At 73.4% G+C, this 23,549-nt stretch carries 23 protein-coding genes; 9 read left to right on the top strand and 14 right to left on the bottom strand.

All coding sequences use genetic code 11. The annotated features are described in order from the left end of the window. Positions 1–10: 10 nt before the first annotated feature. Together ABD901_RS06150 and ABD901_RS06145 are read left to right on the top strand one after the other, a co-directional pair. Positions 11–802: an IclR family transcriptional regulator domain-containing protein gene (locus ABD901_RS06150; RefSeq protein WP_345122153.1), complete on the top strand. Its 792-nt coding sequence runs from the start codon at positions 11–13 to the stop codon at positions 800–802. A gap of 2 nt (positions 803–804) precedes the next feature. Continuing rightward, the gene (locus ABD901_RS06145; RefSeq protein ID WP_345122151.1) at positions 805–1,620 is read left to right on the top strand and encodes an SDR family oxidoreductase; all 816 of its coding nucleotides are present in this window, start codon (positions 805–807) and stop codon (positions 1,618–1,620) included. Positions 1,621–1,651: 31 nt separating this feature from the next. Here the strand turns inward: ABD901_RS06145 and ABD901_RS06140 are convergent, their stop codons facing one another. Genes ABD901_RS06140 through ABD901_RS06130 form a run of 3 tightly spaced genes read right to left on the bottom strand, consistent with a single transcriptional unit; the run spans position 1,652 to position 3,660 of the window. Next, positions 1,652–2,293, bottom strand: coding sequence for an ABC-2 transporter permease (locus ABD901_RS06140; RefSeq protein ID WP_345122150.1), 642 nt, complete (start codon positions 2,291–2,293; stop codon positions 1,652–1,654). Next, the gene (locus ABD901_RS06135) at positions 2,290–3,219 is read right to left on the bottom strand and encodes an ABC transporter ATP-binding protein (RefSeq protein WP_345122149.1); all 930 of its coding nucleotides are present in this window, start codon (positions 3,217–3,219) and stop codon (positions 2,290–2,292) included. The genes ABD901_RS06140 and ABD901_RS06135 overlap by 4 nt, the downstream gene beginning before the upstream one ends. Positions 3,220–3,252: 33 nt before the next feature. Beyond that, the gene (locus ABD901_RS06130) at positions 3,253–3,660 is read right to left on the bottom strand and encodes a GntR family transcriptional regulator (protein ID WP_345122147.1); all 408 of its coding nucleotides are present in this window, start codon (positions 3,658–3,660) and stop codon (positions 3,253–3,255) included. A gap of 203 nt (positions 3,661–3,863) precedes the next feature. On the opposite strand from ABD901_RS06130, the gene ABD901_RS06125 reads away from it, so the two are divergent. Continuing rightward, complete coding sequence (locus ABD901_RS06125) at positions 3,864–4,172, top strand: putative quinol monooxygenase (RefSeq protein ID WP_345122146.1); 309 nt, start codon at positions 3,864–3,866, stop codon at positions 4,170–4,172. A gap of 65 nt (positions 4,173–4,237) precedes the next feature. Here the strand turns inward: ABD901_RS06125 and ABD901_RS06120 are convergent, their stop codons facing one another. From ABD901_RS06120 to ABD901_RS06110, 3 genes are all read right to left on the bottom strand, one after another. Further along, positions 4,238–4,807, bottom strand: a complete 570-nt coding sequence (locus tag ABD901_RS06120; RefSeq protein ID WP_345122145.1) for a hypothetical protein — start codon at positions 4,805–4,807, stop codon at positions 4,238–4,240. Between the two features lie 92 nt (positions 4,808–4,899). Further along, the gene (locus tag ABD901_RS06115) at positions 4,900–5,568 is read right to left on the bottom strand and encodes a DNA alkylation repair protein (RefSeq protein ID WP_345122144.1); all 669 of its coding nucleotides are present in this window, start codon (positions 5,566–5,568) and stop codon (positions 4,900–4,902) included. A gap of 29 nt (positions 5,569–5,597) precedes the next feature. Next, a complete protein-coding gene (locus ABD901_RS06110; RefSeq protein ID WP_345122142.1) occupies positions 5,598–6,404 on the bottom strand; it encodes an SDR family NAD(P)-dependent oxidoreductase in 807 nt (268 codons plus the stop codon). Positions 6,405–6,479: 75 nt separating this feature from the next. On the opposite strand from ABD901_RS06110, the gene ABD901_RS06105 reads away from it, so the two are divergent. From ABD901_RS06105 to ABD901_RS06095, 3 genes are all read left to right on the top strand, one after another. Beyond that, positions 6,480–7,040, top strand: a complete 561-nt coding sequence (locus tag ABD901_RS06105; RefSeq protein WP_345122140.1) for an ArsR/SmtB family transcription factor — start codon at positions 6,480–6,482, stop codon at positions 7,038–7,040. Then, complete coding sequence (locus tag ABD901_RS06100; protein ID WP_345122138.1) at positions 7,037–8,254, top strand: MFS transporter; 1,218 nt, start codon at positions 7,037–7,039, stop codon at positions 8,252–8,254. The genes ABD901_RS06105 and ABD901_RS06100 overlap by 4 nt, the downstream gene beginning before the upstream one ends. A gap of 72 nt (positions 8,255–8,326) precedes the next feature. Then, positions 8,327–9,751 carry an MFS transporter gene (locus ABD901_RS06095; RefSeq protein ID WP_345122136.1) on the top strand — a complete coding sequence of 475 codons (1,425 nt, stop codon included), beginning with the start codon at positions 8,327–8,329 and terminating at the stop codon, positions 9,749–9,751. 212 nt (positions 9,752–9,963) lie between these two features. Here the strand turns inward: ABD901_RS06095 and ABD901_RS06090 are convergent, their stop codons facing one another. The 6 genes from ABD901_RS06090 to ABD901_RS06065 all read right to left on the bottom strand — a co-directional run bounded on the left by ABD901_RS06090 (position 9,964) and on the right by ABD901_RS06065 (position 18,165). Further along, positions 9,964–10,926, bottom strand: a complete 963-nt coding sequence (locus ABD901_RS06090; RefSeq protein ID WP_345122134.1) for an Acg family FMN-binding oxidoreductase — start codon at positions 10,924–10,926, stop codon at positions 9,964–9,966. A 305-nt stretch (positions 10,927–11,231) separates the two neighbouring features. Further along, complete coding sequence (cydC, locus tag ABD901_RS06085; protein WP_425556660.1) at positions 11,232–13,049, bottom strand: thiol reductant ABC exporter subunit CydC; 1,818 nt, start codon at positions 13,047–13,049, stop codon at positions 11,232–11,234. A 305-nt stretch (positions 13,050–13,354) separates the two neighbouring features. After that, positions 13,355–14,989 (bottom strand): thiol reductant ABC exporter subunit CydD, encoded by a 1,635-nt coding sequence (gene cydD, locus ABD901_RS06080; protein ID WP_345122132.1) that lies wholly within the window; start codon positions 14,987–14,989, stop codon positions 13,355–13,357. Then, positions 14,986–15,990 (bottom strand): cytochrome d ubiquinol oxidase subunit II, encoded by a 1,005-nt coding sequence (gene cydB / locus ABD901_RS06075; protein WP_345122130.1) that lies wholly within the window; start codon positions 15,988–15,990, stop codon positions 14,986–14,988. Before cydB ends, cydD begins: the two co-directional genes overlap by 4 nt. 15 nt (positions 15,991–16,005) lie before the next feature. After that, complete coding sequence (locus ABD901_RS06070; RefSeq protein WP_345122128.1) at positions 16,006–17,400, bottom strand: cytochrome ubiquinol oxidase subunit I; 1,395 nt, start codon at positions 17,398–17,400, stop codon at positions 16,006–16,008. Between the two features lie 45 nt (positions 17,401–17,445). Continuing rightward, positions 17,446–18,165 carry a sigma 54 modulation/S30EA ribosomal C-terminal domain-containing protein gene (locus ABD901_RS06065; RefSeq protein ID WP_345122126.1) on the bottom strand — a complete coding sequence of 240 codons (720 nt, stop codon included), beginning with the start codon at positions 18,163–18,165 and terminating at the stop codon, positions 17,446–17,448. 107 nt (positions 18,166–18,272) lie between these two features. On the opposite strand from ABD901_RS06065, the gene ABD901_RS06060 reads away from it, so the two are divergent. Together ABD901_RS06060 and ABD901_RS06055 are read left to right on the top strand one after the other, a co-directional pair. Further along, on the top strand, positions 18,273–18,911 hold the full coding sequence (locus ABD901_RS06060) for a response regulator (protein WP_345122124.1): 639 nt from the start codon (positions 18,273–18,275) through the stop codon (positions 18,909–18,911). Positions 18,912–18,925: 14 nt separating this feature from the next. Continuing rightward, positions 18,926–20,611 (top strand): GAF domain-containing sensor histidine kinase, encoded by a 1,686-nt coding sequence (locus tag ABD901_RS06055; RefSeq protein WP_380139460.1) that lies wholly within the window; start codon positions 18,926–18,928, stop codon positions 20,609–20,611. Between the two features lie 6 nt (positions 20,612–20,617). On the opposite strand, the gene ABD901_RS06050 is transcribed toward ABD901_RS06055, so the two are convergent. Continuing rightward, positions 20,618–21,214 carry a DUF4232 domain-containing protein gene (locus ABD901_RS06050; RefSeq protein WP_345122122.1) on the bottom strand — a complete coding sequence of 199 codons (597 nt, stop codon included), beginning with the start codon at positions 21,212–21,214 and terminating at the stop codon, positions 20,618–20,620. 132 nt (positions 21,215–21,346) lie between these two features. Here ABD901_RS06050 and ABD901_RS06045 point away from each other — a divergent pair, with 132 nt between their 5' ends. Continuing rightward, on the top strand, positions 21,347–23,008 hold the full coding sequence (locus ABD901_RS06045; protein WP_345122120.1) for an FAD-dependent oxidoreductase: 1,662 nt from the start codon (positions 21,347–21,349) through the stop codon (positions 23,006–23,008). A gap of 18 nt (positions 23,009–23,026) precedes the next feature. Here the strand turns inward: ABD901_RS06045 and ABD901_RS06040 are convergent, their stop codons facing one another. Next, positions 23,027–23,497 (bottom strand): hypothetical protein, encoded by a 471-nt coding sequence (locus tag ABD901_RS06040; protein ID WP_345122118.1) that lies wholly within the window; start codon positions 23,495–23,497, stop codon positions 23,027–23,029. Positions 23,498–23,549: the final 52 nt, after the last annotated feature.

The following is a 23,549-nucleotide window of genomic DNA, read 5'->3' as shown; positions in this document are numbered from 1 at the left end:
GAGGACGTCGATGGCACGCGAGGCGGGACCGGACTTCATCGAGGCTCTCGCCCGCGGTCTCGACGTGCTGCGCTGCTTCCGGGCGGGCCGGCCGGTCATGACGCTGAGCGAGATCGCCGCGGAGACCGGCCTGGCCCGCCCCACCGTCCGGCGCATCCTGCTGACCCTCGAAGAACTGGGCTACGTCCGCACCGAGGACCGCGGGTTCGCGCTCACCCCGCGGGTCCTGGAACTCGGGATGGCGTACGTCAACGCCCTGAGCCTGTGGGACGTGGCCCGCCCGCACATGCGCCGCCTCGTCGAGCAGACCGGCGAGTCCACCTCCATGGCCCAGCTCGACGGCGGCGACATCGTCTACGTGGCCCGGGTCGCGGTACCGAAGCTCGTCACCCTGGCGGTGACCATCGGCACCCGCTTCCCGGCCCCCGCGACCTCCATGGGCAAGGTCCTGCTGGCCGCCCTCTCCCCCGCCGACCTCACCCGGGTCCTGGCCGAGCCGGGCCGCTCCGGCATCACCCCGCGCTGGCGCCCGTCCCGCGACGAGCTCGACGCCGCCCTGCGCGAGGTCCGCGCCAAGGGCTGGGCCCTGGCCGACCAGGACCTGGCCCACGGCATCCGTTCCGTTGCGACCGGCGTGCGCGACGGCGACGGCCGCGTGGTGGCCGCCATCAACGTGACGGTCCACGCCGCCGAGACGTCGGTCGAGCACCTGCTCGAGCACCACCTGCCGCTCCTGCTGCGAGCCGCGGCGGACATCGGCCACGACTGGTCGCTGCTCGGCGCGGTACCGCTGGAGGCCTGAGCGTGGACGTCCTGGTGGTGGGCGGCAGCGGCCTGCTCGGCCGGGAGGTGGTCCGGCAGGCCCGGTCGGCAGGCCGGCGGGTCGCCGCGACGTTCCACCGGCACCCGGCCGCGATCGAGGACGTCGACTGGCTGCCGCTGGACATTCGCGGCCGCGACGACGTCGCCGCCCTGGTCGCGCGCGTTCGCCCCGCGACGGTCGTCAACGCGGCGTACCGCCAGTCCGACTGGGCCACCACCGCCGACGGCGGCATGCACGTCGCCGCGGCCGCGGCGGCGACGGGCGCGCGGCTGGTCCACGTCTCCAGCGACGCCGTGTTCTCCGGCGGCGCCGCGCGCTACGACGAGTCCTGCCCGCCCGACCCCATCACCCCGTACGGCGCGGCGAAGGCCGCCGCCGAGACCGCCGCCCGGGGCCTCGACCCCTCGGCCGTCATCGCCCGCACGTCCCTCATCATCGGCGGCGGGGAGTCGCTGCACGAGCAGCGCGCCCACGCGTTGGCCGCCCACTTCACCGACGACGTACGCTGCCCCGTCCACGTCACCGACCTCGCCGCCGCCCTGCTCGAGCTGGCCGCGTCGGACCACTGCGGTGTGCACCACGTCGCCGGCCCGGACGCCGTGAGCCGCCACGAGCTCGCCACCCTGATCGCCCGCCGCGACGGCCTGGACGAGACCCGCCTGCCGCGCGCGCTGCGCGCCGAGACCGACCTGCCCGGCCCCCTGGACGTGCGCCTCGACTGCACCCTGACCCAGTCCCGCCTGACCACCCGCCTCCGCGGCGCCCGCGAGTTCCTCGCTCGTCCGGCAGCGCGCTGAGCGCCTCTGCGGCGCGGCCGGGGCCGGCCGGTCAGGTCGTCGCGTTGCGCCTGCCGTAGCGCATGCGCCGGCGGTCGGCGGCTGTCGCCACGGCCACGGACGCCACGATTGCGGCCACGCCGGCTACCCACAGGAGCGGGAGCCAGTGCCGCATCGACGCCAGGTCCAGGTGCAGTTTGTAGACGGTCCCCACGACCACCGCCAACGGCAGGACGGTGCCCAGGACACTGACACGGGTGTATCCGAAGCGGACGAGCAAGGGGAACTGGATCGCGATGTTGCCGGCGAACAACGCCCAGGACACCGTCAGCATCGTCGCGAGACTGCGACCGCCGAACGGCAAGGCCTGGATCCGGGCGAGGAGCAGGGCCAGCACAGTACCGACGGTGGCGGTGGCGGCAAAACACGCCGTGGCCCAGGCGTAGCGCCCGTACAGCACCGAGCGGCGGGACAGCGGCAGGACGGCGTACAGCGTCTCCAGGCCCGCTTTGTCGGAGACGTTGAACGGGTAGGGGGCGACCTGCGAGGTGAACAGCAGCACGAGCCCCGGCACGAACCAGATGGGCTTGTTGGCGAACACCAGCGCACCGAGGCCGAACACCGCGAGGCAGTAGTAACGGTATGGCCAGACGGTGCGCAGGTCCAGCACGGCCATGCGGGCAATCGTGGTCATGCGATCCCCCGGGTGGACATCGAAGTGCCGGAACGGCGCCGGCCGGCGCCCGGATCCGGATCCCGCCGGGGAACGCCGGCTCCGATATGGATGGCGATCTCCTCGAGGGTGGGCGCCTCGACGAGCACCTGCCCGCCGATCAGGTCGGCTTCCTCGGTGTGCACGAGCGCCTGTGCCCCGCTCTGCGTCCTCCGGGCGCCGATCAGCTGCACGCCGACGAGTTCGTCCAGGTCGTCCGGGCCGCCGCGCACGACCCGGTAGGCCTCCAGGATGTCGTCCTTGGTGCCGGTCCGGACGATGCGGCCGCCGTGGATGAGCGTCAGGTAGTCGCCGATGCGATCCAGATCGGCGGTGATGTGCGTGGAGAACAGGACACTGTGTCCCTCGTCGATGAGAAAGTCCCCGAGAATGCCGATGAGCTCGTCACGGCTGACCGGGTCCAGACCACTGGTCGGCTCGTCGAACACGAGCAGCCGTGCCTGGTGCGACAGCGCCACGGCGATCATGAGCTTCATCGCCATGCCACGGGACAGGTCCTTGACCTTGGCCCGCAGGTCGAGGCCGAACTCGTCGAGCAACCGGCGGTAGCGCACCCCGTCCCAGCGGTCGTAGAAGGGACGCAGCGTCCGTTCGACCTCGGCCAGCCGCCAGTCGCCGACGAGGTAGGTGTGGTCGAGCACCACCCCGACGTCCTCGCGCAGGGCGACAGGTCCGGGAACTCGGTGCCCCAGTAGCTCGATCTCGCCGGTGTCGATCGGGCGCATGCCCAGCAGGCAGCGGATCGTCGTTGTCTTGCCGGCACCGTTGGCGCCGATCAGGCCCATGACGTAGCCCGTCGGCAGTTCGAAACTCACATCGCGCAACGCGAAGGTGTCTCCCACCGCGGTACCCACGCCACGCAGGGCGAACGCGAGGTCTCTGCTCACTGATGGCTCCTTCGGATTTCAGGCGTTCCCCTGCTACCGGATCGCGTCCTGCTGCTCGGCATGGATCAGCCCGTCCAGGATCTGGATGAGACCGTCGCGCTGGAGGCCGGCCCGCCGGGCGGCATCCAGGGCGGCCTGCAGCCCGTCCTCCACCTGGCGCATTAGCTGCTCCCGCACGAGCGCCGAGTCCAGCGGCAGGACGTAGGCACCCTTGCCGGGAACCGTGGCGATGAAGCCCTCGGCGGCCAGCTCGGAGTAGGCGCGGGTGGTGGTGATGACACTGATCCGCAGGTCCCGTGCGAGGGCACGGACCGACGGCAGGGCGCTGCCCTCGGCGAGGTCACCCGACAGGATGGCCGTTCCTACCTGCTCTTTGATCTGCTGGTACAGCGGCACGCCTGCGCTGTTGGACAACACCACCCGCACGAAAGTCCCCACCATCGCCCGTTCCTGCCTTGCTGTACATGCACACTATATACAGATGGAACGGTAGTGACACAAGCGGCACCACCCGAGGCATGGGTGAGCGCTTCCCACCCGCGCCGGGCGAACCGTCCCGTGCCGCACGGCCCGATCCGCAACGGGTGCGATGTTGGAGACGGAGGGGCTCACGCCCTGCCAACCGAACGGAAGGAACACGGACCATGAGTCTCGTCGTCGTTGCCACGGCCCATCCCCTCCCCGAGCACCGCGCCGAAGCGATCGCGGCCTTCGAGACCGCGATCGCCGGGGCGCACGGTGAACCGGGCGTCGACCTCTACGCCCTCCACGAAGGACCCGACCGGCTCGTCATGATCGAAAAGTACGAGTCCGAGGCGGCAATGTCCGCACACGGCCAGGGTCCGGTCCTGGCCGGCCTACTCTCGGCGCTGCAGGGCAAGCTCCGTGGGACGCTCGACGTCCAGGTCCTCGAACCGCACCCGGCCGGAACCGCCGACAAGGGCGCGCTCTGACATCCAGTGGGCGGCCGGCGCCAAGTCCTGAACGACGTTGGTCTGCACGGGGCGCACGGCGCGTGTTAGGACTGGCCGGCCCGCCCCAGACCCGGGCTCTCGCCTCGGCCGGCGACGACGGCTGACCTACCGGGCCGCCGGACGGCGCCGCCGCGCGCGAACGCCCGGATGCGGTTGATGTCCGCGGGCCGTAGACCGCGGCGGGGATGCGGCCGGATCAGCAGAGCCCTCCCGCCGCGGGTCAGCTCGTCGAAAATCGGGCCGGATCGAGGCACGGCCGTGTCGTCCGTCCACACCAGGCGGCGGCCGGCGGCGAGGACACGCCGGGCGGCGGCGAGCTTCCGGGCGTCCGTCGCCTCGGTGCCGTCCAGGTCGTCGGCGCCGAGCGCCCGGCCGAGCGCCGGCAGCCCGAACAGTCGCTCCAGCTCGTCGGCGTCCGTGCACCACGTCGTGCACCAGCGCACCTCGACGACGCCGCTGCCGTGCAGGTGCCCGATCCGCGCGATCAGGGCGGGCGCCCACCGAATCGGCCAGTCGACGCCGTCGGAATGTGCGATCCCGCGGCACAGGTCCGGGCCCCACGTCGGGCGGCGCACGTTGACAACCCCGTCGACGTCGAGCAGCCAAACGGGCATCCGGCCCACAGCGACCCCTCCTACCCCGCGGGCCGGCGGCGGACCATCTCGGCGATCCAGATGGGCGGACATCCGGCCCACAGCGACCCCTCCTACCCGGGCTGGCGGCGGACCATCTCGGCGATCCAGATTGGGGCGAACGGGGACGTGCAGTTGGGCGGCGTCGGGTAGTCCTTGAGCACCTCCAGGCGCTCGCCGATGGCGATGGCGCGGGCGCGGTGGCCGGGATGGTCGATGCCGATCTGGGCCAGGCAGTGGTTCATCGCCCACTGGAGGCGCGACGGGGCGTCCTTCATGTCCGACTCGATGACGTCGAGCAGCCCGGGCAGGTCGAGGCCCTCGGGCTGCTTCGCGACGCGATCGGCGGTCAGGGCCCAGCCGGCGCTCGCGACCACCGGGTCCGCATCCGCGAACCAGGCCAGGCGTAGAGCCTCGCACTGCGGGTGCTTCTTCACCACGTAGCCGACCAGCCAGTCGTGCACCTTCGGCGTGCGAGCCTCGCGCAGCATCGTGTCGAGCTCGTCGCGCTCGAAGGCCTTCGGGCGGCAGATCAGCAGCGACAGCAGCCGCGCCGCGGTGTCGCCGGTCTGCCAGAGCCGTCGGGACAGGTCCTGCTGGGTCTTCAAGCGCTTCGCCACCGCGCGCAGGCTGCCCAGGTTGACGCCGTGGTCGTCGCCGTGTCTCTCGTTCACGGCGCGGGCCTTCGGGTCCTCCAGCGCGGCCAGTTCGGCCAGCACCTGCGCCACCGTCGTCTCGGGCACCTCGGGCTCCTGTCCGTCAGGTATGAGCGTCAGCGTTCCAGCAAACCAAGGTCTACGGCATAGCGGGTGGCCAGGTCGGATACCGACAGAGCCCGCCCGGTGAGGGACAGCAGGGACGGGTCCGCGTGCAGGGCGGCGACCACCCGGCCGATGCCCTCGGGGGACTGCGAATCCTTCAGGTCGAGGTGTTCGGCGAACTGCATGACGCCCTCGGTGCGGACCAGGCCGGGGTGCAGCGACACTACCGCCACGCCGTCGGCCCGCAGTTGTGTGGCCATCGCCTCCGTCAGGCGGTCGTCGGCGGCCTTGGCGGTGCTGTAGGCAACGCCGAACGCCGGCGTGTGTGCCGCCCCGGCCTCCATCGAGACCGTCACGATCGCGCTGGCGGGGGCGCTGCGGAGCAGGTCGGCGGACAGGGCCGAGGCCACGTAGTGTGCGCGCACGCCGCCGGTCAGCATCGCGTCCCACAGGGCGAGGGGCTGGCGCCAGAACGGGGCGTTCCACTCCTCCCATTCGCCGGCGTTGAGGCGCTCGTAGCCGGCCCACACGTTGTTGACCAGCAGGTCCAGGCGGCCGTGGGTGGTGGCGATGCGCTCCACAACGGCGCGGACCTGGTCGTCGTCGCGGTGGTCGCAGGGGGCTGGGATGCCGTGGCCGCCGGCCGCCGTGACCGCGGCGGCCGTCTCCTCGACGGTGCCGGGCAGGTGTGACGTCGTCGCCGACGCGGTCGAGCGGGCGCTCACGCAAACCGTCCAGCCCTGCTCGCCCAGGCCGATGGCGATGCCCCGGCCGATGCCGCGGCTCGCGCCGGTCACCCAAGCCACTCGTTGCCTCATGGGACGGAGATTAGACCTGGGGTACGACAAAAAATTGGGGTTGAGAAGAAGTCTTTGCAAAGATATCTTCTCATCATGCCGGACCCCCGCGTGATCACCGATGTCGATGCGCTCAAGGCGCTGGCGCACCCGCTAAGGCAGCGGATGCTCGCGCACTTACAACTGCACGGCGCGGCGACCTCGGCGATGCTGGCCGAGCGGCTCGGGGTCGATCGCGGTGCGGCCAGCTACCACCTGCGGCAGCTGCACCGGTACGGGTTCATCGCCGACGAACCCGAGCGGCACGGGCGGCGGCGGTTCTGGCGGTACGTGCCCCAGGATCTGCGGCTGCCGCCGCGCCAGGACGACGAGGAGCTCAACCTCGCCGCCGACGAAGTGCTGCGGCTGTGGCATGAGCGCGGGCAGCGGGCGATGGAGTACTTCGACGCGCACCGCGACGAGTTCGGGGAGTTCGCGCACGCGGCGACCGGGTCGTTCGGCGCCGCCGTGCTCACCCCCGACGAGCTGCGGCAGTTCGCCGAGGAGTACATCGCGCTGCTGAACCGCTGGCAGCGCGACCCGGCCGACGCCCCGCCCGGCGCCCGGCACGTCACCGCGCTGTTCTACATGTTCCCGACGCCCGAGGAGGGGGCGTGACGCGGGAGTCGCTGTGGCGCAACCGGGCGTTCCTCGCGCTGTGGGGCGGGCAGATCGTCTCCACCGTCGGCTCCCACCTCAGCGCGACGGCGATGGCCCTGCTGGTGCTCGCCACGACCGGGTCGCCGGGGCGCGCGGGGCTGGTCGCCGCCGCCGGCACGCTGCCGCACCTGCTGCTGAGCCTGCCGGCGGGCACGCTCGTCGACCGGTGGCCGCGGCGGCGGGTCATGCTGGCCGCGCAGATCGTCGCCGGGGTCGCGATGGGCAGCGTCGCCGTGGCGGTGTTCGCCGGGGCGATCAGCATCGCGCACCTCGCGGTGGCGGCGTTCGTCGACGGGACGTGCGCGGTGTGCTTCGGGGTGGCCGAGCGGGCCGCGCTGCCGCAGATCGTGCCCGGTTCGCTGCTGGCGGCGGCGCTCGCGCAGAACGAGGCGAAGATGCGCGGCGCGGCGCTGGCCGGGCCGCCGCTGGGCGGGGTGGCGTTCGGGCTCGGGCGAGCGGTGCCGTTCGTTGCCGACGCCGTGTCCTACGCGGTCGCGGCCGCCTGCCTGCTGCTGGTGCGCGACGAGCTGCGGCCGGTGCGCAACGGGCCGCCGACGTCGCCGTGGCAGGACACCGTGGCGGGGCTGCGGTACCTGCTCGGGCACGCGTTCGCGCGCACAGCCGTGGTGCTCGTCGCGGCCAGCAACCTCGTCTTCCAGGCGCTCATCCTCGTGCTCATCGTGCAGGCGACCCGCCACGGTGCGACCTCGGCGCAGGTCGGCCTGATGCTCGGGCTGTACAGCGGCGGCGGGCTGCTCGGGGCCATCGCGGCCACGCGGCTGTACCGCCACATCACGCCGCGGGCCGTGGTCGTCGGGGTGAACTGGGTCTGGGCGGCGCTGCTGCCGTTGTTCGCGCTGACCGGGCGGCCGGTGCTGCTGGGCGCGATCGGCGCGGCGTGCGCGTTCGTGGGGCCGTTGTGGAACGTGGTCATCGGCGCGTACACCCTGACGCACATCCCCGACGAGCTGCGCGGACGGGTCATGAGCGCGGCCCTGACCGTGTCCGCCGGGGTGCTGCCGCTGGGCTCGCTCGCCGGCGGCGCCCTGGTGCAGGCGGCCGGGCCGGTGCGCAGCCTGCTCGTGCTGTTCGCGGTGATGCTGGCCGTCGCGGTCGCGGGCAGCCTCGCGCGTTCCCTGCGCGAGCTGGACCGTCAGGACCCAGCCGGCTGATGTCAGGCCATGCGGGGGGTTCACCCCGGGCGGATGGCGCACCGCCACCGCGGCACCGATCAGGATCGGTGAATGCCGGACGCCCGGAAGATGGTCCTGCCCCTCGCCCTCGCGCAGTTCATCTGCAGCTACGCCGGCACGGCGATGAACGTCGCCATCACGCCGATCGCGCGGGACCTGCACACCAGCGTGTTCGGCGTACAGGCGACGATCACGCTCTTCACGCTCACGATGGCCGCGCTCATGATCCCCGGGAGCAAGCTCACCGACATCTGGGGCCGCAAGCGTTGCCTGGTGGCGGGCCTGCTGCTGTACGGCGTCGGGGCACTCCTGGCCGCCGTCGCGCCCGGCCTCGGCGTGATGATCCTCGGCAACGCGCTGCTGGAGGGCGTCGGCTCGGCGCTCATGATCCCGCCGATCTACATCCTCATCACCGTCGCGTTCGACGACCTCGCCACGCGCGCCAAGTACTTCGGCGTCGTCAGCGGGGCCGGCGGCCTCGGCGCGGCGACCGGCCCGCTGGTCGGCGGGCTCATCACGAGCCTCATCAGCTGGCGGGCCTCGTTCCTGCTGCAGGTGCTCGTCATCGCCTGGATCATCGTGCTCATCCGCCGCCTGCCCGACCCGGCCCGCCGCCCGGCGACCGGCCGCTTCGACGTCACCGGCGCCATCCTGTCCGCCGTCGGCCTGTTCCTCGTCGTGCTCGGCATCCTGCAGTCCTCGTCGTACGGCTGGGGCAGCGCCAAACACGACTTCGAGATCGCCGGCCACGTCATCATCCCCGCCGGCGGCATCTCCCCCGTCTGGCCGACCACGGCCCTGGGCGCCCTGACGCTCGCCGCGTTCTTCCTGCACCTGCGCCGATGCGAGCGCCGCGGCCGCGAGCCCCTGCTGCCCCTGCGCCTCTTCACCGACCGCACCGCCAACCTCGGCCTCGGCACGCAGACGGTCCAGTGGCTGGTCATGCAGGGTTCGTTCTTCGTCACCGCGGTGTACCTGCAGGACGCCCGCGGCTACGACGCCATCAGGACCGGCCTGCTCCTCACCCCGGCCACGCTCGGCATCCTGGTCTCGTCCGCGGCCGCCGAACGCTTCGCCCGCCGCCGCGCCCAGCGCACCCTCGTCGTCGCCGGCTTCGTCCTCACCGCCGCCGGGATGATCCTTCAGCTGACGCTGGTCGGCCAGTACTCCATGATCCTGGCCATCGCGCCCGGCCTCCTGCTCGCGGGCCTGGGCCTCGGCACGATGCTCACCTCGTCCGTGACGATCGTGCAGTCGGCCTTCCCCGACCGCGACCAGGGCGACATCTCGGGCCTGTCCCGTTCCGTGTCGAACCTGGGCTCGTCGCTCGGGACGGCCCTCGCGGGCTCGATCATCGTGGCGGCGGGCACGCGGCCCGGCAGCCACCCGTACGCGGCCTCGGTCACGATCCTGGTGTGCATCGCCCTCATCGGCCTGCTGCTGGCCTGGCTACTCCCCCGCGCTCGCTCAGGCTGATCGGGATCGGCGCCGCATCGCAGGTCAAGCCGCATGCGGGGCCTTTGCGACAAGTCGGGCACTCGTTGAGCCAAAATGCGCGGGACAAATCGGGCATCGCCGCGATGGTGGAGACATAACGTACAGGGGGATACGTTATGTCTCCACGACCGTGGCCGTGTCCGATTTGTCCCGCACGAAACGGCGTGAACGTGGAGAGAAAATGCCGGCGGTCACGAGTTGGCGAGGTGGCGGCGCTGCTCGGCCGACATCGGGGCGTCGGACGAGACCGGGACGCCGATGCGCATCGCGATGGCCGGGTTGCCGACGCCGCCGAGCAGGGCGCGCAGGGCCTGGCGCACCGGGACGACCTCGATGACCTCGCTGATCGGCGACGCCGCCAGGCCGCGGTCGGTCAGCGTCAGCCACACGTCGGACATCGCCTCGCCGGCGGCCAGCCAGTCGCGGGGCTCGTCGCCGTCGGTGACGAGCAGGGCGTAGACGGTGCCGCGGTCGGTGCCGGCGCCCGCGTCCACGAACGGCGGGGCGTCCATCTCGAAGTCGCGCGGCGCGATGGTACGCCGCCCGGCCGCCACGACGCTGTGTGCCGCGATGCCGTCGCCGTTGACACGCGGGCGGGTCGTCCAGGCGCGCACGTCGTCACGGAAGCGGGCGTCGGCGTGCTCGACCGCTCCGGCGCGTGCCACCGCGGCGGCGAAGGCCGTCAGCTGGTCCTCGCGGACGATGTGCAGGTGAACGCCGTGGCGCTCGGCGACGGCACGAAGCTCGTCGAGCACCTCGTCGGCGGGCCGCTCGTCGGCGAACGGGCGGCGGTCGGTGCGGCGGCGCTGTACCGCGGCGGCGAGCCGCCCTTCGGCGGGCCGCTCCGCGCCGCGGCGGACGCGGGCCACGAGGTCGGGCCGCTCGGGGTCGGGCAGACGGTCGACGTCGGCGTCGTACCCCTCGGAGTGCAGCGTCACGGCCGCATGGTGCAGCGCCGTGCCGCAGCTGAGCAGCAGCAGCCGCCCGTCCGGGTCGAGCCCCTCGAGCTGGCGCGACCGGTCGGCCCACAGCTCGGCGTGCGCACCGGCGAGCCGCCACCGCCACGGCTGCGTGTTGAGCACGGACGGCGCGCGCAGCGCCGCGATCGAGGCCTGGGCGACCAGGTCGATGTCGTCGCGCAGGTTCCTGGTCATGGCGGGCTCCCTAGTCGGTACTCGTTGTTGCCCTCCACAATCGGTCCACCCCGGCGCGCCGGGCAGGGCCGTTGGTCACGACCCGCCCGGGACCCTGGGGTCCGCCCGACCGTGACCCCGTTCTCGTCGCACCCGCGCCCGGGCGGGTCGTTTCGCCACGACGACACGCCGAGCGGGACCACCTCCTCGACGCAACGCACCCGGACCGGTCAACGCTCACGTCCACCCGACGAGGCCGTCTCCTCGGAACACCCTCACCCGCACCCGGGCGGGTCGTCGGTCACGTTGCGCTGAGGGTCACCACGTCAGGTCGTCGGTCGGGATGCGCCGAGGGTGACCACCTCGTCGACGTACCGCCGGACGTCCTCCCGGTGGCTGATGAGCAGCACGCTGCGCCCGCGGGCCGCGGCCATCAGGTCGCGCAACAGCTCCTCGGCGGTCTGCTCGTCGAGGTGCTCGGTCGGCTCGTCGAGCACGAGCACCGGAAAGTCGGCGAGGAGCGCCCGCGCGAGGGCGAGCCGCCGCCGCTGCCCGCCGGACACCGCGACCCCGTGCTCCCCAACGCACGTGCCGAGCCCGTCGGGCAGGCCGCGCACCCAGTCGCCGATGCGCGCCTCGTCCAGCGCCCCGTCGATCTCCGCCGCGGTGGCGCCGGGCCGCCCGATGCGCAGGTTCTCCCCGATGGTGGTGTCGAACAGGTACGCGTCGTCGCCCAGGTACCCGACCACGCGCCGCACGTCGTCCCCGCGCAGCGCGCGCAGGTCCACCCCGTCGAGCGTCACCCGCCCGGCACTCGGATCGAGCCAGCGCACCAGCAGCGCCGCGACGGTGCTCTTCCCCGCACCGCTGGGCCCGACGAGCGCGACCCGAGCACCCGGCCGCAGCGTGAACGAGACGCCCTCGACCACGTCCCGCCCGGCAACCCACCCGGCCGCCACCCCGTCGACCCGCAGCTCCGGCAGCCGCCGCAGCAGGCCGCCCTCCGCGGCGAGCGGCTCCGGCGGGCCCGAGGACGCCGGGCTGACCGACAACGAAAGGGCAGCCGCCCCCTTCCCCGCCGCGAGCGGCTCCGGAACGGCCGACGAGACGGTCGGCGGCGAGGACGGGGTGACGGGGTCGGGAGCCGGGTCGGGCATTGCGGCGATCTCGGCGAGGCGGCCGAGGCCGGAGCGGGCCGCGGCGAGGCTCTGGGCCGCCTGCGGTACCGCCCCGACGATCTCGAACACCGCAAGTGGTGTGAGCACGACGACCGCGAGCAGCTCCCCCGGCAGCGTCCCCGCGCGCACCGCGACCGCGCCGGCGACGAGGCCCGCGATGACGCTCAGGCCGGTGCACAGCGCCGTGACCGCGGCCGACACGCCCGTCGCCGCGCTCGACCGGCGGGTCGCGGCCACCAGCTCGCGGTCGATGCGGTCGAGCCGGTCGAGGGCGTCGCCGGCTGCCCCGTACGCGATGAGGTCCGGCAGGCCTTGCACCAGGTCGACGGTCCCGGCGGCGAGCGCGCCGCGCAACGGTGCGAGCCGCGCGTCGGCGCGGCGGACGAGGGCGGACTGCAGCAGCGGTACGCCGACGCCGACCACCAGCAGCCCCACCGCCAGCGCCAGGCCGGCGACCGGCAGGAGCGACCCGACGAGCAGCACCGTGGCAAGGCCGGTCACGGCGGCGACGGTGACGGGCAGCGCGACGCGTACGACGACGTCGACGACCGACTCGACGTCGTCGACGAGCCGGGTCGCGAGGTCGCCGCGGCGGAACCCGGCCAGACCGGCGGGCGCCAGGCGCTCCAGTCGCCGGTACGCCCGCACGCGCAACTCCCCCAGCACCCGCAGCGCGGCATCGTGTCCGGTGATGCGCTCCACGTATCGCAGCACGCCCCGCCCGATCCCGAACGCCCGCACGGCGACGATCGCGACCATGAGGTGCAGGACGGGCGGGTGCATCGCGGCCCGCGAGATGAGCCACGCCGAGGTGGCCATGAGCCCCACCGCGCACGCCGCCGCGGCGACGCCGGCCACGACGGACAACGCGAGCCGCCCGGCGGCAGGACGGCAGAGCCGCAGCGCGGCCCTGATTGGCGCATAACCGAAAAGTCGGAAATGTCCGGACACGAAGTGTTCGGACATTTCCGGTGCAACACCCGACACGAGCGCACCGGCGGGCACCGCCACGGCACCGGCCACATCCGCAGCCTTCGAACCCGCCGCAGCACCCGAGCCAGCCGCGGCACCTGAGACCGACGCGCCCGAGACAGACGCGGCACCCGAACCCGACACGGAACCGGAGACCGACGCGGCACCCGAAACCGACACGGCATCCGAAACCGGCGCGGAACCGGAGATCGGCGCGGCACCCGAGACGGGCGCGGCGTCCGAATACGGCGCGGCGTCCGAGAACGGCGCGGCGGCTGAAAGGGATGCGCTGGTGGGGGTCATGCGGGCACCGTCGCAGGCGTGAGAGCGATCGTCCGGTCCGCGATCGCGAGCAGTGACGGGCGGTGGGCGGCCATGATGACCGTCCGGCCCGCGGCATGGCTGCGAATCGCGGCCAGGATGTCGGCCTCGGTGGCGGCGTCCAGCCCCGCCGTGGGCTCGTCCAGCAGCACCAGGTCGGCGTCACGCAGGAAGACCCGGGCGAGGGCGATGCGCTGCCGCTGGCCGGCGGACAGCCCGGCCCCGTCGTCGCCCAGCGGAGTGTCCAGCCCGGCGGGCAGCGCGTCGATGAAGGGCAGAGCGCCGGCCGCGGCGGCCGCCCGGCGGATCGCTGCCGCATCGGCCCGCGGAGCGCCGAGGCGGATGTTGTCGGCGATGGTGCCGGCGCCCAGCCACGGCCGCTGCGGCAGCCACGCCACCCGGGCCCGCCACGCGTCCATGTCCGCGGTGGACAGCGCAACGCCGCCGGCGGTCACCCGGCCCGAGGAAGGAGCGGCGAAGCCCATGAGGACCGAGAGGATCGTGGACTTGCCGCAGCCGCTCGGCCCGGTCAGCGCGACCAGCTCGCCGGGCTCGATCGTGGCCGTGAAGGGCGGCAGCGCGGGCCGGCCCGGGTAGTGCACCACGACGTGGTCGAAGTCCAGTGGGGCCGCGCCGGCCGGCCGCGAGGCAGCGCGAGGGGGAACCGGGAGGGAGAGGACGGAGAAGACCTCCGTTGCGGCGGCCAGGCCCTCGGCGCTCGCGTGGTAGTTGGCGCCGACCTGGCGAAGGGGCAGGTATGCCTCCGGGGCCAGGATCAGGACCAGCAGGGCGGTCGACAGGGGCAGGGCGCCGTCCACCAGGCGCAGGCCGATGCCGACGGCGACCAGTGCGACCGAAAGCGTCGAGAGCAGCTCCAGGACGAGGGACGAGAGCAGTGCGACGCGCAGGGTGCGCATGGTGACGCGGCGCTGGCGGGTGCTGATCTCGGCGATGACGGCGGCCTGGCGCTTGGCGCGGCCGAAGACGCGCAAGGTGGGCAGGCCGGCGACGACGTCGAGGAAGTGCTGGGACAGGCGGGACAGCAGGCGGAACTGGCAGCGGTTGGCGGCCTCGGTGTGCAGGCCGACGAGCGCCATGAACAGCGGGATGAGCGGCAGGGTCAGCGCGATCGTGCCCGCCGCGACGACGTCGACGGAGACGATGCGGGCCAGGACGATGGCGGGGACCAGGGCGGCGAGGACGAGCTGCGGCAGGTACCGCGCGAAGTACGCGTCCAAAGCGTCCAGGCCCCGCGTGGCGAGGGTGGCGACGCGGGCGCTGGGCGGCGCGGCGGCCGGGCCGAGGCGGGCGGCGTGCGCGAGGAGCCGCGCGCGCAGCTCGCGCTTCACGGCGGCCGATGCGCGGGTCGCGCTGGCCTGCTGGGCCCAGGCGACGGCGGCGCGCAGGGCGACGACCGCGGTGAGCCAGCCCGCCGCCGGGGCGATGCCGGCGACGGTGGCGCCGTGCAGGTAGACGCCGGTGATGGCGTCGGCGAGCAGGGTCGCCTGTGCGACGACGAGGGCGGCCAGGGCCACGCCCAGGGCGACGGAGAGCACCAGGTAGGTGCGCGTCGCCCGGGCGTGGCGCAGCAGGCGCGGGTCGAGGGGCCTCACGGGTGGCCCACCGGGATGTGCTCGATCCGCAGGCGCTTGCGGAAGACCCAGTAGGTCCAGCCCTGGTACAGCAGCACGAGCGGCGTGAAGAACACGGCGACCCAGGTCATGACCTTCAGCGTGTAGGGCGTGGACGCGGCGTTGGTCACCGTGAGGCTCGCGCCGCCGGGCAGGGTGCTCGGCATGACGTCGGGGAAGAGCGTGACGAACAGCGCGGCGACGGCGAGCACGAGGGTGATGCCCGTGGCCAGGAACGCCCAGCCCTCGCGGCGGGCCCGGGCGGCGACGGCGCCGGCGACGAGTGCGACGGCGGCCGCGGCGGACAGGGCCCAGCCCCAGGCGTCGTGGTGGGTGAGCTGCGTCCAGAGCAGGAACGCGGCGGCGACGACGATCGCCGGGACGCTGAGGCGGGCGGCGAGCTTGCCGGCGCGCTCGCGCATCTCGCCGTCGGTCTTCAGGGCGAGGAACACGGCGCCGTGCAGGAGGAACAGCGTGAGCGTGGTCAGGCCGCCGAGCAGGGCGTAGGGGTTGAGCAGGTCGAAGAACGTCCCGGCATACTCGTGGTGCGCGTCGAGGCGCACGCCGCGCACGATGTTGCCGAACGCGACGCCCCACAGCACGGCGGGCACGAGGCTGCCGCCGATGATGGCGGCGTCCCAGCGGCGCCGCCACCGTGGGCTGTCGACCTTGCCCCTGTACTCAAAGGCGAGCCCGCGCAGGATCAGCGCGACGAGGATGATCAGCAGCGGCAGGTAGAAGCCGGAGAACAGCGTCGCATACCACTCCGGGAACGCGGCGAACGTGGCGCCGCCGGCGACGATGAGCCAGACCTCGTTGCCGTCCCAGACGGGGCCGATGGTGTTGATGAGCAGGCGTCGCTCGCGATCGTCGCGGCCGAGGTGACCCAGCAGCATGCCGACGCCGAAGTCGAAGCCCTCGAGGAGGAAGTATCCGGCCCAGAGCACGGCGATGAGTACGAACCAGACGGTGGTGAGTGCCATGACGGGTTCCTCCTTTCAGTACGCAAACGCGAGCGGGCGGTCGGGGTCATCTTCGTCGGGGGGTACGACGGTTTCGGGCGCCCCAGCGCGGGCGTAGCGCAGCATGAGCACGAGCTCGATGACCGCCAGCCCGCCGTACAACAGCGTCAGGACGATCACCGAGGTCGCCGCCTGGCTCGTCGCCACCGACGGCGAGACGCTCTGCGCGGTCTTGAACAGCCCGAAGACCGTCCACGGCTGTCGGCCGACCTCGGTGAAGATCCAGCCGAACGAGTTGGCCAGCAGCGGCATCGCGACCGCGGACACCGCGGCGATCCACAGCCAGCGGCCGCGGGGCAGGCGGTCCTTGCGGGTGCTCCACAGTGCGAGGGCGGCGATCGCCATGGCGAGCCCGCCGAAGCCGATCATCAGCCGGAACGACCAGTACGTGACCGGCACGTAGGGTACGTAGTCGCCCTCGCCGTACTGCTGGGAGTACCGCTGCTGGATGTCGTTGATCCCCTCGACCTCGCCGGACGGGCTGCCCGTCGCCAGGAGCGACAGCAGGGACGGGATGCGCACGCTGGCCAGTTCCTCCCGGCCGTTCAGCGAGCCGATCGTGAAGACGGAGAAGGACGCCGGCTGGCTGGTGTCGTAGAGGGCCTCGGCGGCGGCCATCTTCATCGGCTGCTGCTCGGTCATGATGCGGGCCTGCAGGTCGCCGGTGATGAAGACGCCGACGCCGGAGATGAGGACCACCCAGGCGCCGAGCTTGAGGCCGGGGCGGAACACCTCGACCTGGTTGCGCCGGCGCAGGTGCCAGGCGCTCACGGCGAGCAGCAGCGCGCCGGCGGTGAGGAAGCAGGCGGTGATCGTGTGCGGGAACGTCACCAGGGCCGTGCTGTTGGTGAGCACCGCGCCGATGTCGGTGAGCTCGGCGCGGCCGCGCTCGGCGTTGACGGTGTACCCGACCGGGTGCTGCATCCACGAGTTCGCGGCCAGGATGAAGTACGCCGACAGCATCGTGCCGAACGAGGCCAGCCAGATCGTGGCCAGGTGCACGCGCTTGGGCAGCCGGTCCCAGCCGAAGATCCACAGGCCGAGGAACGTCGACTCGAGGAAGAACGCGAGCAGCCCCTCGATGGCCAGCGGCGCACCGAAGATGTCACCGACGAAGCGCGAGTAGGCGCTCCAGTTCATGCCGAACTGGAACTCCTGCACGAGCCCGGTGACCACGCCCATCGCGAAGTTGATCAGGAACAGTTTGCCCCAGAACTTCGTCGCGCGCAGGTACTCCTCCCGGCCGGTGCGCACCCACGCGGTCTGCAGCCCGGCGACCAGCGCCGACAGGCCGATCGTGATCGGCACGAAGATGAAGTGGTACACGGTGGTGATCGCGAACTGCCACCGCGCCAGGTCGAGCGTGTCCATGGGGCGATTCTCGGCACCTGCGGGGTGACGGCGCAGGGCCAAAGGTCATGTCCGCGACGGGACCACCAGGCCCGTGCCCGCGTCATATCGCCGGTACGCCAGGTTCCCGCGCCCGCTGGCCCGGTCCGTGAAGAACAGGAACGGCAGCCAGCCCTCCGCCATGCGCTCGGCCGCCTCCTCGGGCGTGAGCACCGGCGGGCGGCGCGGGTTGACCGTCGGTTCGGGGACGCCGGGCACGGCGGCGGGGTGCATGCTGTGCTGCCGCGTGAGCTGCAGCCCGCTCGGCCCGGCGCGGTGCAGCACCGCGTCCTCGCCGGTCTCGGCGTCGGTGAACAGGAACGCGTCGTAGTCCATCGCGGCCAGGCGCGCCGCGGCCTGGCAGACCCGCCGCCGGTACAGCCGCACGACCTTGACCCGCGTCAGCCCGGTGCGCCCCGGCACGGCCAGGGCGCGGCGCTCCGGGTCGGGCCAGGGCCACGGCTCCCAGTCGCTGCGCAGCCGCCGGACCTGCCGGTCGAGGCGGGCGGCGCCGGCGGCGAGGGCCTCGGCGGCGTCGCGGCCGGCGACCTGGATGCGGGCCGGCGCGCCGTGCACCCGCAGGTTGGCCTGCACGAGCAACGGCCCGTCGGCGCAGGCGGCCCCGGTCAGGCGCAGCCGCAGCCCGCCGGGCAGCCCGTGCCGGGTCAGCACGGCCGAGAACAGCGCCTCGGCGCACGCGCGTTCGTGGGGCTGGACGCCCCGGGCGGCGAGTGTGATGCTCTGCACGTCGCCACGATCGGGCCTCGCCGAATTCGCCGGACAGGGCCGAAAGTCCCGAAGTCGGGGCCTTGTGCCCTGGCGTGGGGCGACAATCTCCAGGTAAGAAGGTATTCATGATCCGGGTGTTCCTGCTCGACGACCACGAGGTCGTCCGCTTCGGCCTGCGCGAGATGCTCGAGCGCGAGGGCGACATCGAGGTCGTCGGCGAGTCCGGCTCGGCGGTCGAGGCCGCGCACCGGATCCCGGCGCTGCGCCCGCACGTCGCCGTCCTCGACGGGCGGCTGCCCGACGGCAGCGGCATCGACGTGTGCCGCGAGGTGCGCTCCGTCGACCCGTCGATCAACGCGCTCATCCTGACGTCGTACGACGACGACGAGGCCCTGTTCGCCGCCATCATGGCGGGCGCGTCGGGGTACGTGCTCAAGCAGATCCACGGCACGGACCTCGTCGACGCGGTGCGCCGGGTCGCGGCCGGGCAGTCGCTGCTCGACCCGGCGGTGACCGCGCGGGTGCTCGAGCGCATCCGCAACGGCCCGCAGCAGCCCGACGAGTTCAAGGACCTCACCGAGCAGGAGCGCAAGATCCTGCTGCACGTCGCCGAGGGCCTGACCAACCGCGAGATCGCCGAGCGGATGTTCCTGGCCGAGAAGACCGTCAAGAACTACGTGTCGAGCCTGCTGGCCAAGCTCGGGCTCGAACGGCGCACGCAGGCGGCGGTGCTGGCGTCAAGGCTGTTACAAAAGAAGCCGTGACGTCGCCCCTGCCGCTGCCCGAGCTGTCCCGCGTCGACCTCGACGCGCTGCTGCAAGAGCTGCTCGCCCGCGTCGGCGAGGTGATGACGAGCCGCGAGCGGCTGCGCGCGCTGCTCGACGCCGTCGTCGGCATCGGCTCCGACCTCGACCTGCACAGCACCCTCGAGCGCATCGTGCAGGCGGCCTGCCAGCTGGCCGACGCGCGGTACGGCGCGCTGGGGGTCATCGGCCCCGACCGGATGCTGGTCGAGTTCATCAACCACGGCGTCACCGCCGAGGAGCGCGCCGCGATCGGTGACCTGCCGCGCGGCCACGGCGTGCTGGGCCTGCTCATCGACGAGCCGCGCCCGATCCGGCTGCACGACATCACCCGCCACCCGCGCGCGTACGGCTTCCCGCCCAACCATCCGCCGATGCACAGCTTCCTCGGCATGCCGGTGCGCATCCGCGACCAGGTGTTCGGCAACCTGTACCTGGCCGAGAAGCGCGGCGGGGAGCAGTTCACGCAGGACGACGAGAACCTGGTCGCGGCGCTGTCGGTGGCCGCCGGCGCGGCGATCGACAACGCCCGCCTCTACGCGCAGGCGGAGCGACGGCAGCGCTGGCTCGTCGCCGCCGCGGAGATCACGTCGGTACTGCTGGGCGAGGTCCGGCGCACCGAGGCCCTCGAGCTCGTGGCGACCCGCGCCCGCGACGTCGCCGGCGCCGAGCTGTCCATGTTCCTGCTGGCCGACGAGGACGCCGAGCGGCTCACGGTCGAGGTTGCCATCGGCGGCCCCCGCGACGCCGCCGGCTGGTCGATCCCCGTCGCCGGCAGCGAGTTCGCCGACGTCCTGGCCCGCCGCCACGTGGCCGTCATCACCGACCTCGGCGCGGCCGCGAACTGGCCGATCCTGCTGCCGACCGGCACGGCGCTGCTCGTACCCCTCGCCGTCGGCGGCGTGGCCCTCGGCGCCCTGGTCGTGGCGTTCGGCAAGGACGGCACCCCGATCACCGAGGGCATGGAGCTGGCGATGGTCGAGACGTTCGCCGGACAGGCCGCCCTCGCCCTCGAGCGGGCCCGCGCGCAGGACGAGCGGGAGATGCTCGCCGTCGTCGGCGACCGCGAGCGCATCGCCCGCGACCTGCACGACGTGGTCATCCAGCGGCTGTTCGCGGCCGGCATGCAGCTGCAGGGCGCCGCGCACCGCAGCGCCCAGGACGACGTGCGCGAGCGCATCGGCCGGGTCACCGACGACCTGGACACCACCATCCGCGAGATCCGCGGCGCCATCTTCGAGCTGCGCGGCGCCGACCGGCACAGCCTGCGCCGGCGGCTGCGCGAGCTCGTCGAGGAGGCCACGGAGGCGCTCGGCTTCCGGCCCGCCCTACGCGTCGACGGGCCGGTCGACACGGCGGTGCCCGATCCGGCGGGAACCGCGCTCCTGGCGGTACTGCGGGAGTCGCTGAGCAACGTCGCCAAGCACGCCCGCGCCACCTCCGCCCGCGTGACGATCGCGGCCGGCGGCGGGCGCCTCGACCTGTGCGTCGAGGACGACGGGGTCGGCCCGGCAGAGGCCGGCGAGACGACCGGCGGCCAGGCGGCGACCGGCCACGGCGTGCCGAACATGCGGGCACGCGCCGCCGACCTGGGCGGCGAGTGCACCGTCGCCGTCGTCGACCCGCACGGCACGCGGGTGACCTGGTCGGTGCCGATCTGAGCCGGCCTACCCCGTCGCCGGCGGGCGGACCCAGGGGCCGACGGTGATCTGCGCGGAGTTGCCCAGCTGATACGGGCTGAATCGGGTCAGCACGTGCGCCGGCTGGCCCTCGGCGGGCGCGACCTCGAGGTAGGTGCCCTGCACGACGCTCGCCCACGCCTCGACGATGTTGCGGTAGGCCACCCACGCGACCAGGCGCTCGCCGGGCTTGATCGTGAGCCGCTGCGGTGCGCCGCCGTAGCCCTCGGGCACGCTGTAGTACTGGCCGCCCTTGATGTCGAACGGCACCCGGGCGGCGTCGAGGACGCGCACGACCGGGGCGCCCTGCACCGTATACGGCTTGGTGCCGCAGTTGGTCAGCTCCAGCTCGATGTCGCGGCGCCCGCCGGCCGAGCCGTCGCCCTGGCTCTCCCGGATCGACACGCCCGGCGGCAGGCACTGCGGCGGCGCCTGGCTCGTGATCGGCGACGGCTCCCGGGTCCCCATCGGCCGGTCGTTGACGGTCGGATACACCACCGGCTCGTCCAGCTGCGGCCCGCACGCGAGCGAGGCCAGCGCCGCGGCTGCGAGCAGGGCGAGGACGCCCGCGCGGGGCGCGCTCACACCGCCGTCAGCAGGTGGTCGGTGGGGCCGTAGTCGGTGTCGATCGCCATGATCCGCATTCTGCCCCGTTTCGGATCGCCGCGCGTCCCCGGGTGAAGCGGCCTCACCCCGGCAGCGGAGAGTATTGCCGTCGTGACCGAGGCCGAGACTCCCGACTTCTGCGGGGCCTACCCGCGGCTGAGTGAGGAGCAGGTGCGCCGGCTGATCACCGTCGGCCGCCGCCGCCCCGCCGAGGCGGGCACCGTGCTGATCCGCGAGGGCCAGCGCGAGCGCGACTTCACCGTCGTGCTCGGCGGCACGGTCGGGGTCTACGAGCGGTACCACTCCCCGGACCGCCGCCTGCTGCGTGTCCACGGCCCGCGCCGCTTCCTCGACGAGATGGGCCTGCTCACCGAGAGCCCGTCGATCCTCACCGGCGTCGTGCTGGACGAGGGCGAGGTCCTCGAGGTTCCCCTCGAGCAGCTGCGCCGCGCCGCCGCACACGACCCGCTGCTCGCCGACTCGGTGGTGCGCGCCTGGGTCCGCCGCCGCGAGATGCTCATCGACGAGGTCAGCTCGATGCACATCATCGGCTCGCGGTACACCCCCGACACCCGCCGCCTGTGCGACTTCGCCGAGCGCCACCACCTGCCGTACCGCTGGACCGACCTCGAGGAGGACAGCGACACCGACCTCCTGCTGTCCTCCTTCGGCGTCGACCCCGAAGACACCCCGATGGTCCTGCGCTGCGACGACATCGTGCTGCGCAACCCGACCAACGCCCAGCTGTCCCTCGCGATCGGCCTCGTCCTGCCGGAGTTCCCCGACTGCCCGCCGCACGACGTCATCATCATCGGCGCCGGCCCGGCGGGCCTGGCCGCGGCGGTGTGCGCCGCGTCGGACGGCCTGGACACCGTGCTGCTGGATGCCCACCTCGCCGGCGGCCAGGCCGGCGCCACGCCGCTCATCGAGAACTACCCCGGCTTCCCCGCCGGCGTCTCGGGCGCGGACCTGATCGACCGGGCCCTGATCCAGGCCGAGCGCTTCGGCGTGACGCTGCACGTCCCGGCGAAGGCGGCGGCCCTGACCCGCCACACCGCCGGCCACGGCGTCATGCTCGACAACGGCACCGAGGTCTGCGCGCAGGCCGTCATCGTGGCGACCGGCGCGTGCTACCGGACCCTGGACCTCCCCGGCCAGGACACGTACGCCGGCACCTCACTGCACTACGCCGCGACGTTCGTCGAGGCACGCCGCTGCCAGGGCCGGCCGGTCGCCATCGTCGGCGGCGGCGACTCGGCCGGCCAGGCGGCACTGTTCCTGGCCGGGTCGGCCGCCGCGGTGACGCTGCTGCTACGCCACGACGATCTGCACCGGGACATGTCGCGGTACCTGGCCGAGCGCATCGAACGCCACCCGCGCATCAGGGTCCTGCCCGCGACGGAGATCCACGACGTGTCCGGCCTGGACCACTCGCTGCGCGCCGTGACAATCACCGCGATGGGCCAGGAGTGCCTGCTGCCGGCCGAGCACCTGTTCGTCTTCACCGGCGCGACGCCCTGCACCGACTGGCTGGCCGGCACCCTCGAGCTCGACGAGCACGGCTACGTCCGCACGGGCCCGGCCGCGCTGCAGCCCGTCCCCGGCGAACCGCAGCCGGCCCTGCTGGAGACCAGCCGGGCGGGCGTGTTCGCGGTCGGCGACGTGCGCAACGGTGCGGTACGCCGGGTCGCCTCGGCCGTCGGCGACGGCGCCATGGCGGCCCGCCTGGTACACGAGTACATCGCGGGCCGGGTTCCGGGCCGGCACGGCTGACCGCCACGCCGCCGGGCGCTAGGAGGCCGTCGGAGCCGGCGTGGCCTTGGTCGGCGTGGCGGCCGGCGGTGCGGGCGGGCGGTTGCGGTCGCGCGGGCCGAACCCGGGTCCGCGGCCGTCGCGGTCGAAGCGGTCCGGGCCGCGGCGCTCGTAGCGGACGTCGTGGCGGCCGTGGTCGCCGTGGTGGCCGAGCACGCCGACGACGGCCGCGCCGAGGGCGGTGGCGCCGGCGCCGAGCACGCACCCCAGCAGCAGGGCGACGGCGACGATCGCCGGGCCGCGGCGCCCGCCGCGCCAGCCGCGCCACTCGGCGCGCCAGGGGCCGGGGCCGGGATGCGGCGAGGGTGCCGCCGGCTGCGGTGAGGGCGGCGGCGGCGGTGAAGCCGGAGGCGGCGGTGAAGAGGGTTCGGGCGCGGGCTGTGCAGCCGCGGCGGATTCGGATACATCAGGCGAATCGTCCGCAGGGCGGGGCGCGGCGTCGTCGCTCATAGTGGGCTCCAAGGGGGAGGTACGGGCCACTGCAGGGTCCAGATTGGGAGCG

The organism is Dactylosporangium darangshiense (genome assembly GCF_039537565.1).
Lineage (GTDB): Bacteria > Actinomycetota > Actinomycetes > Mycobacteriales > Micromonosporaceae > Dactylosporangium > Dactylosporangium darangshiense.
This window is presented reverse-complemented; position numbering and strand designations above follow the sequence as displayed.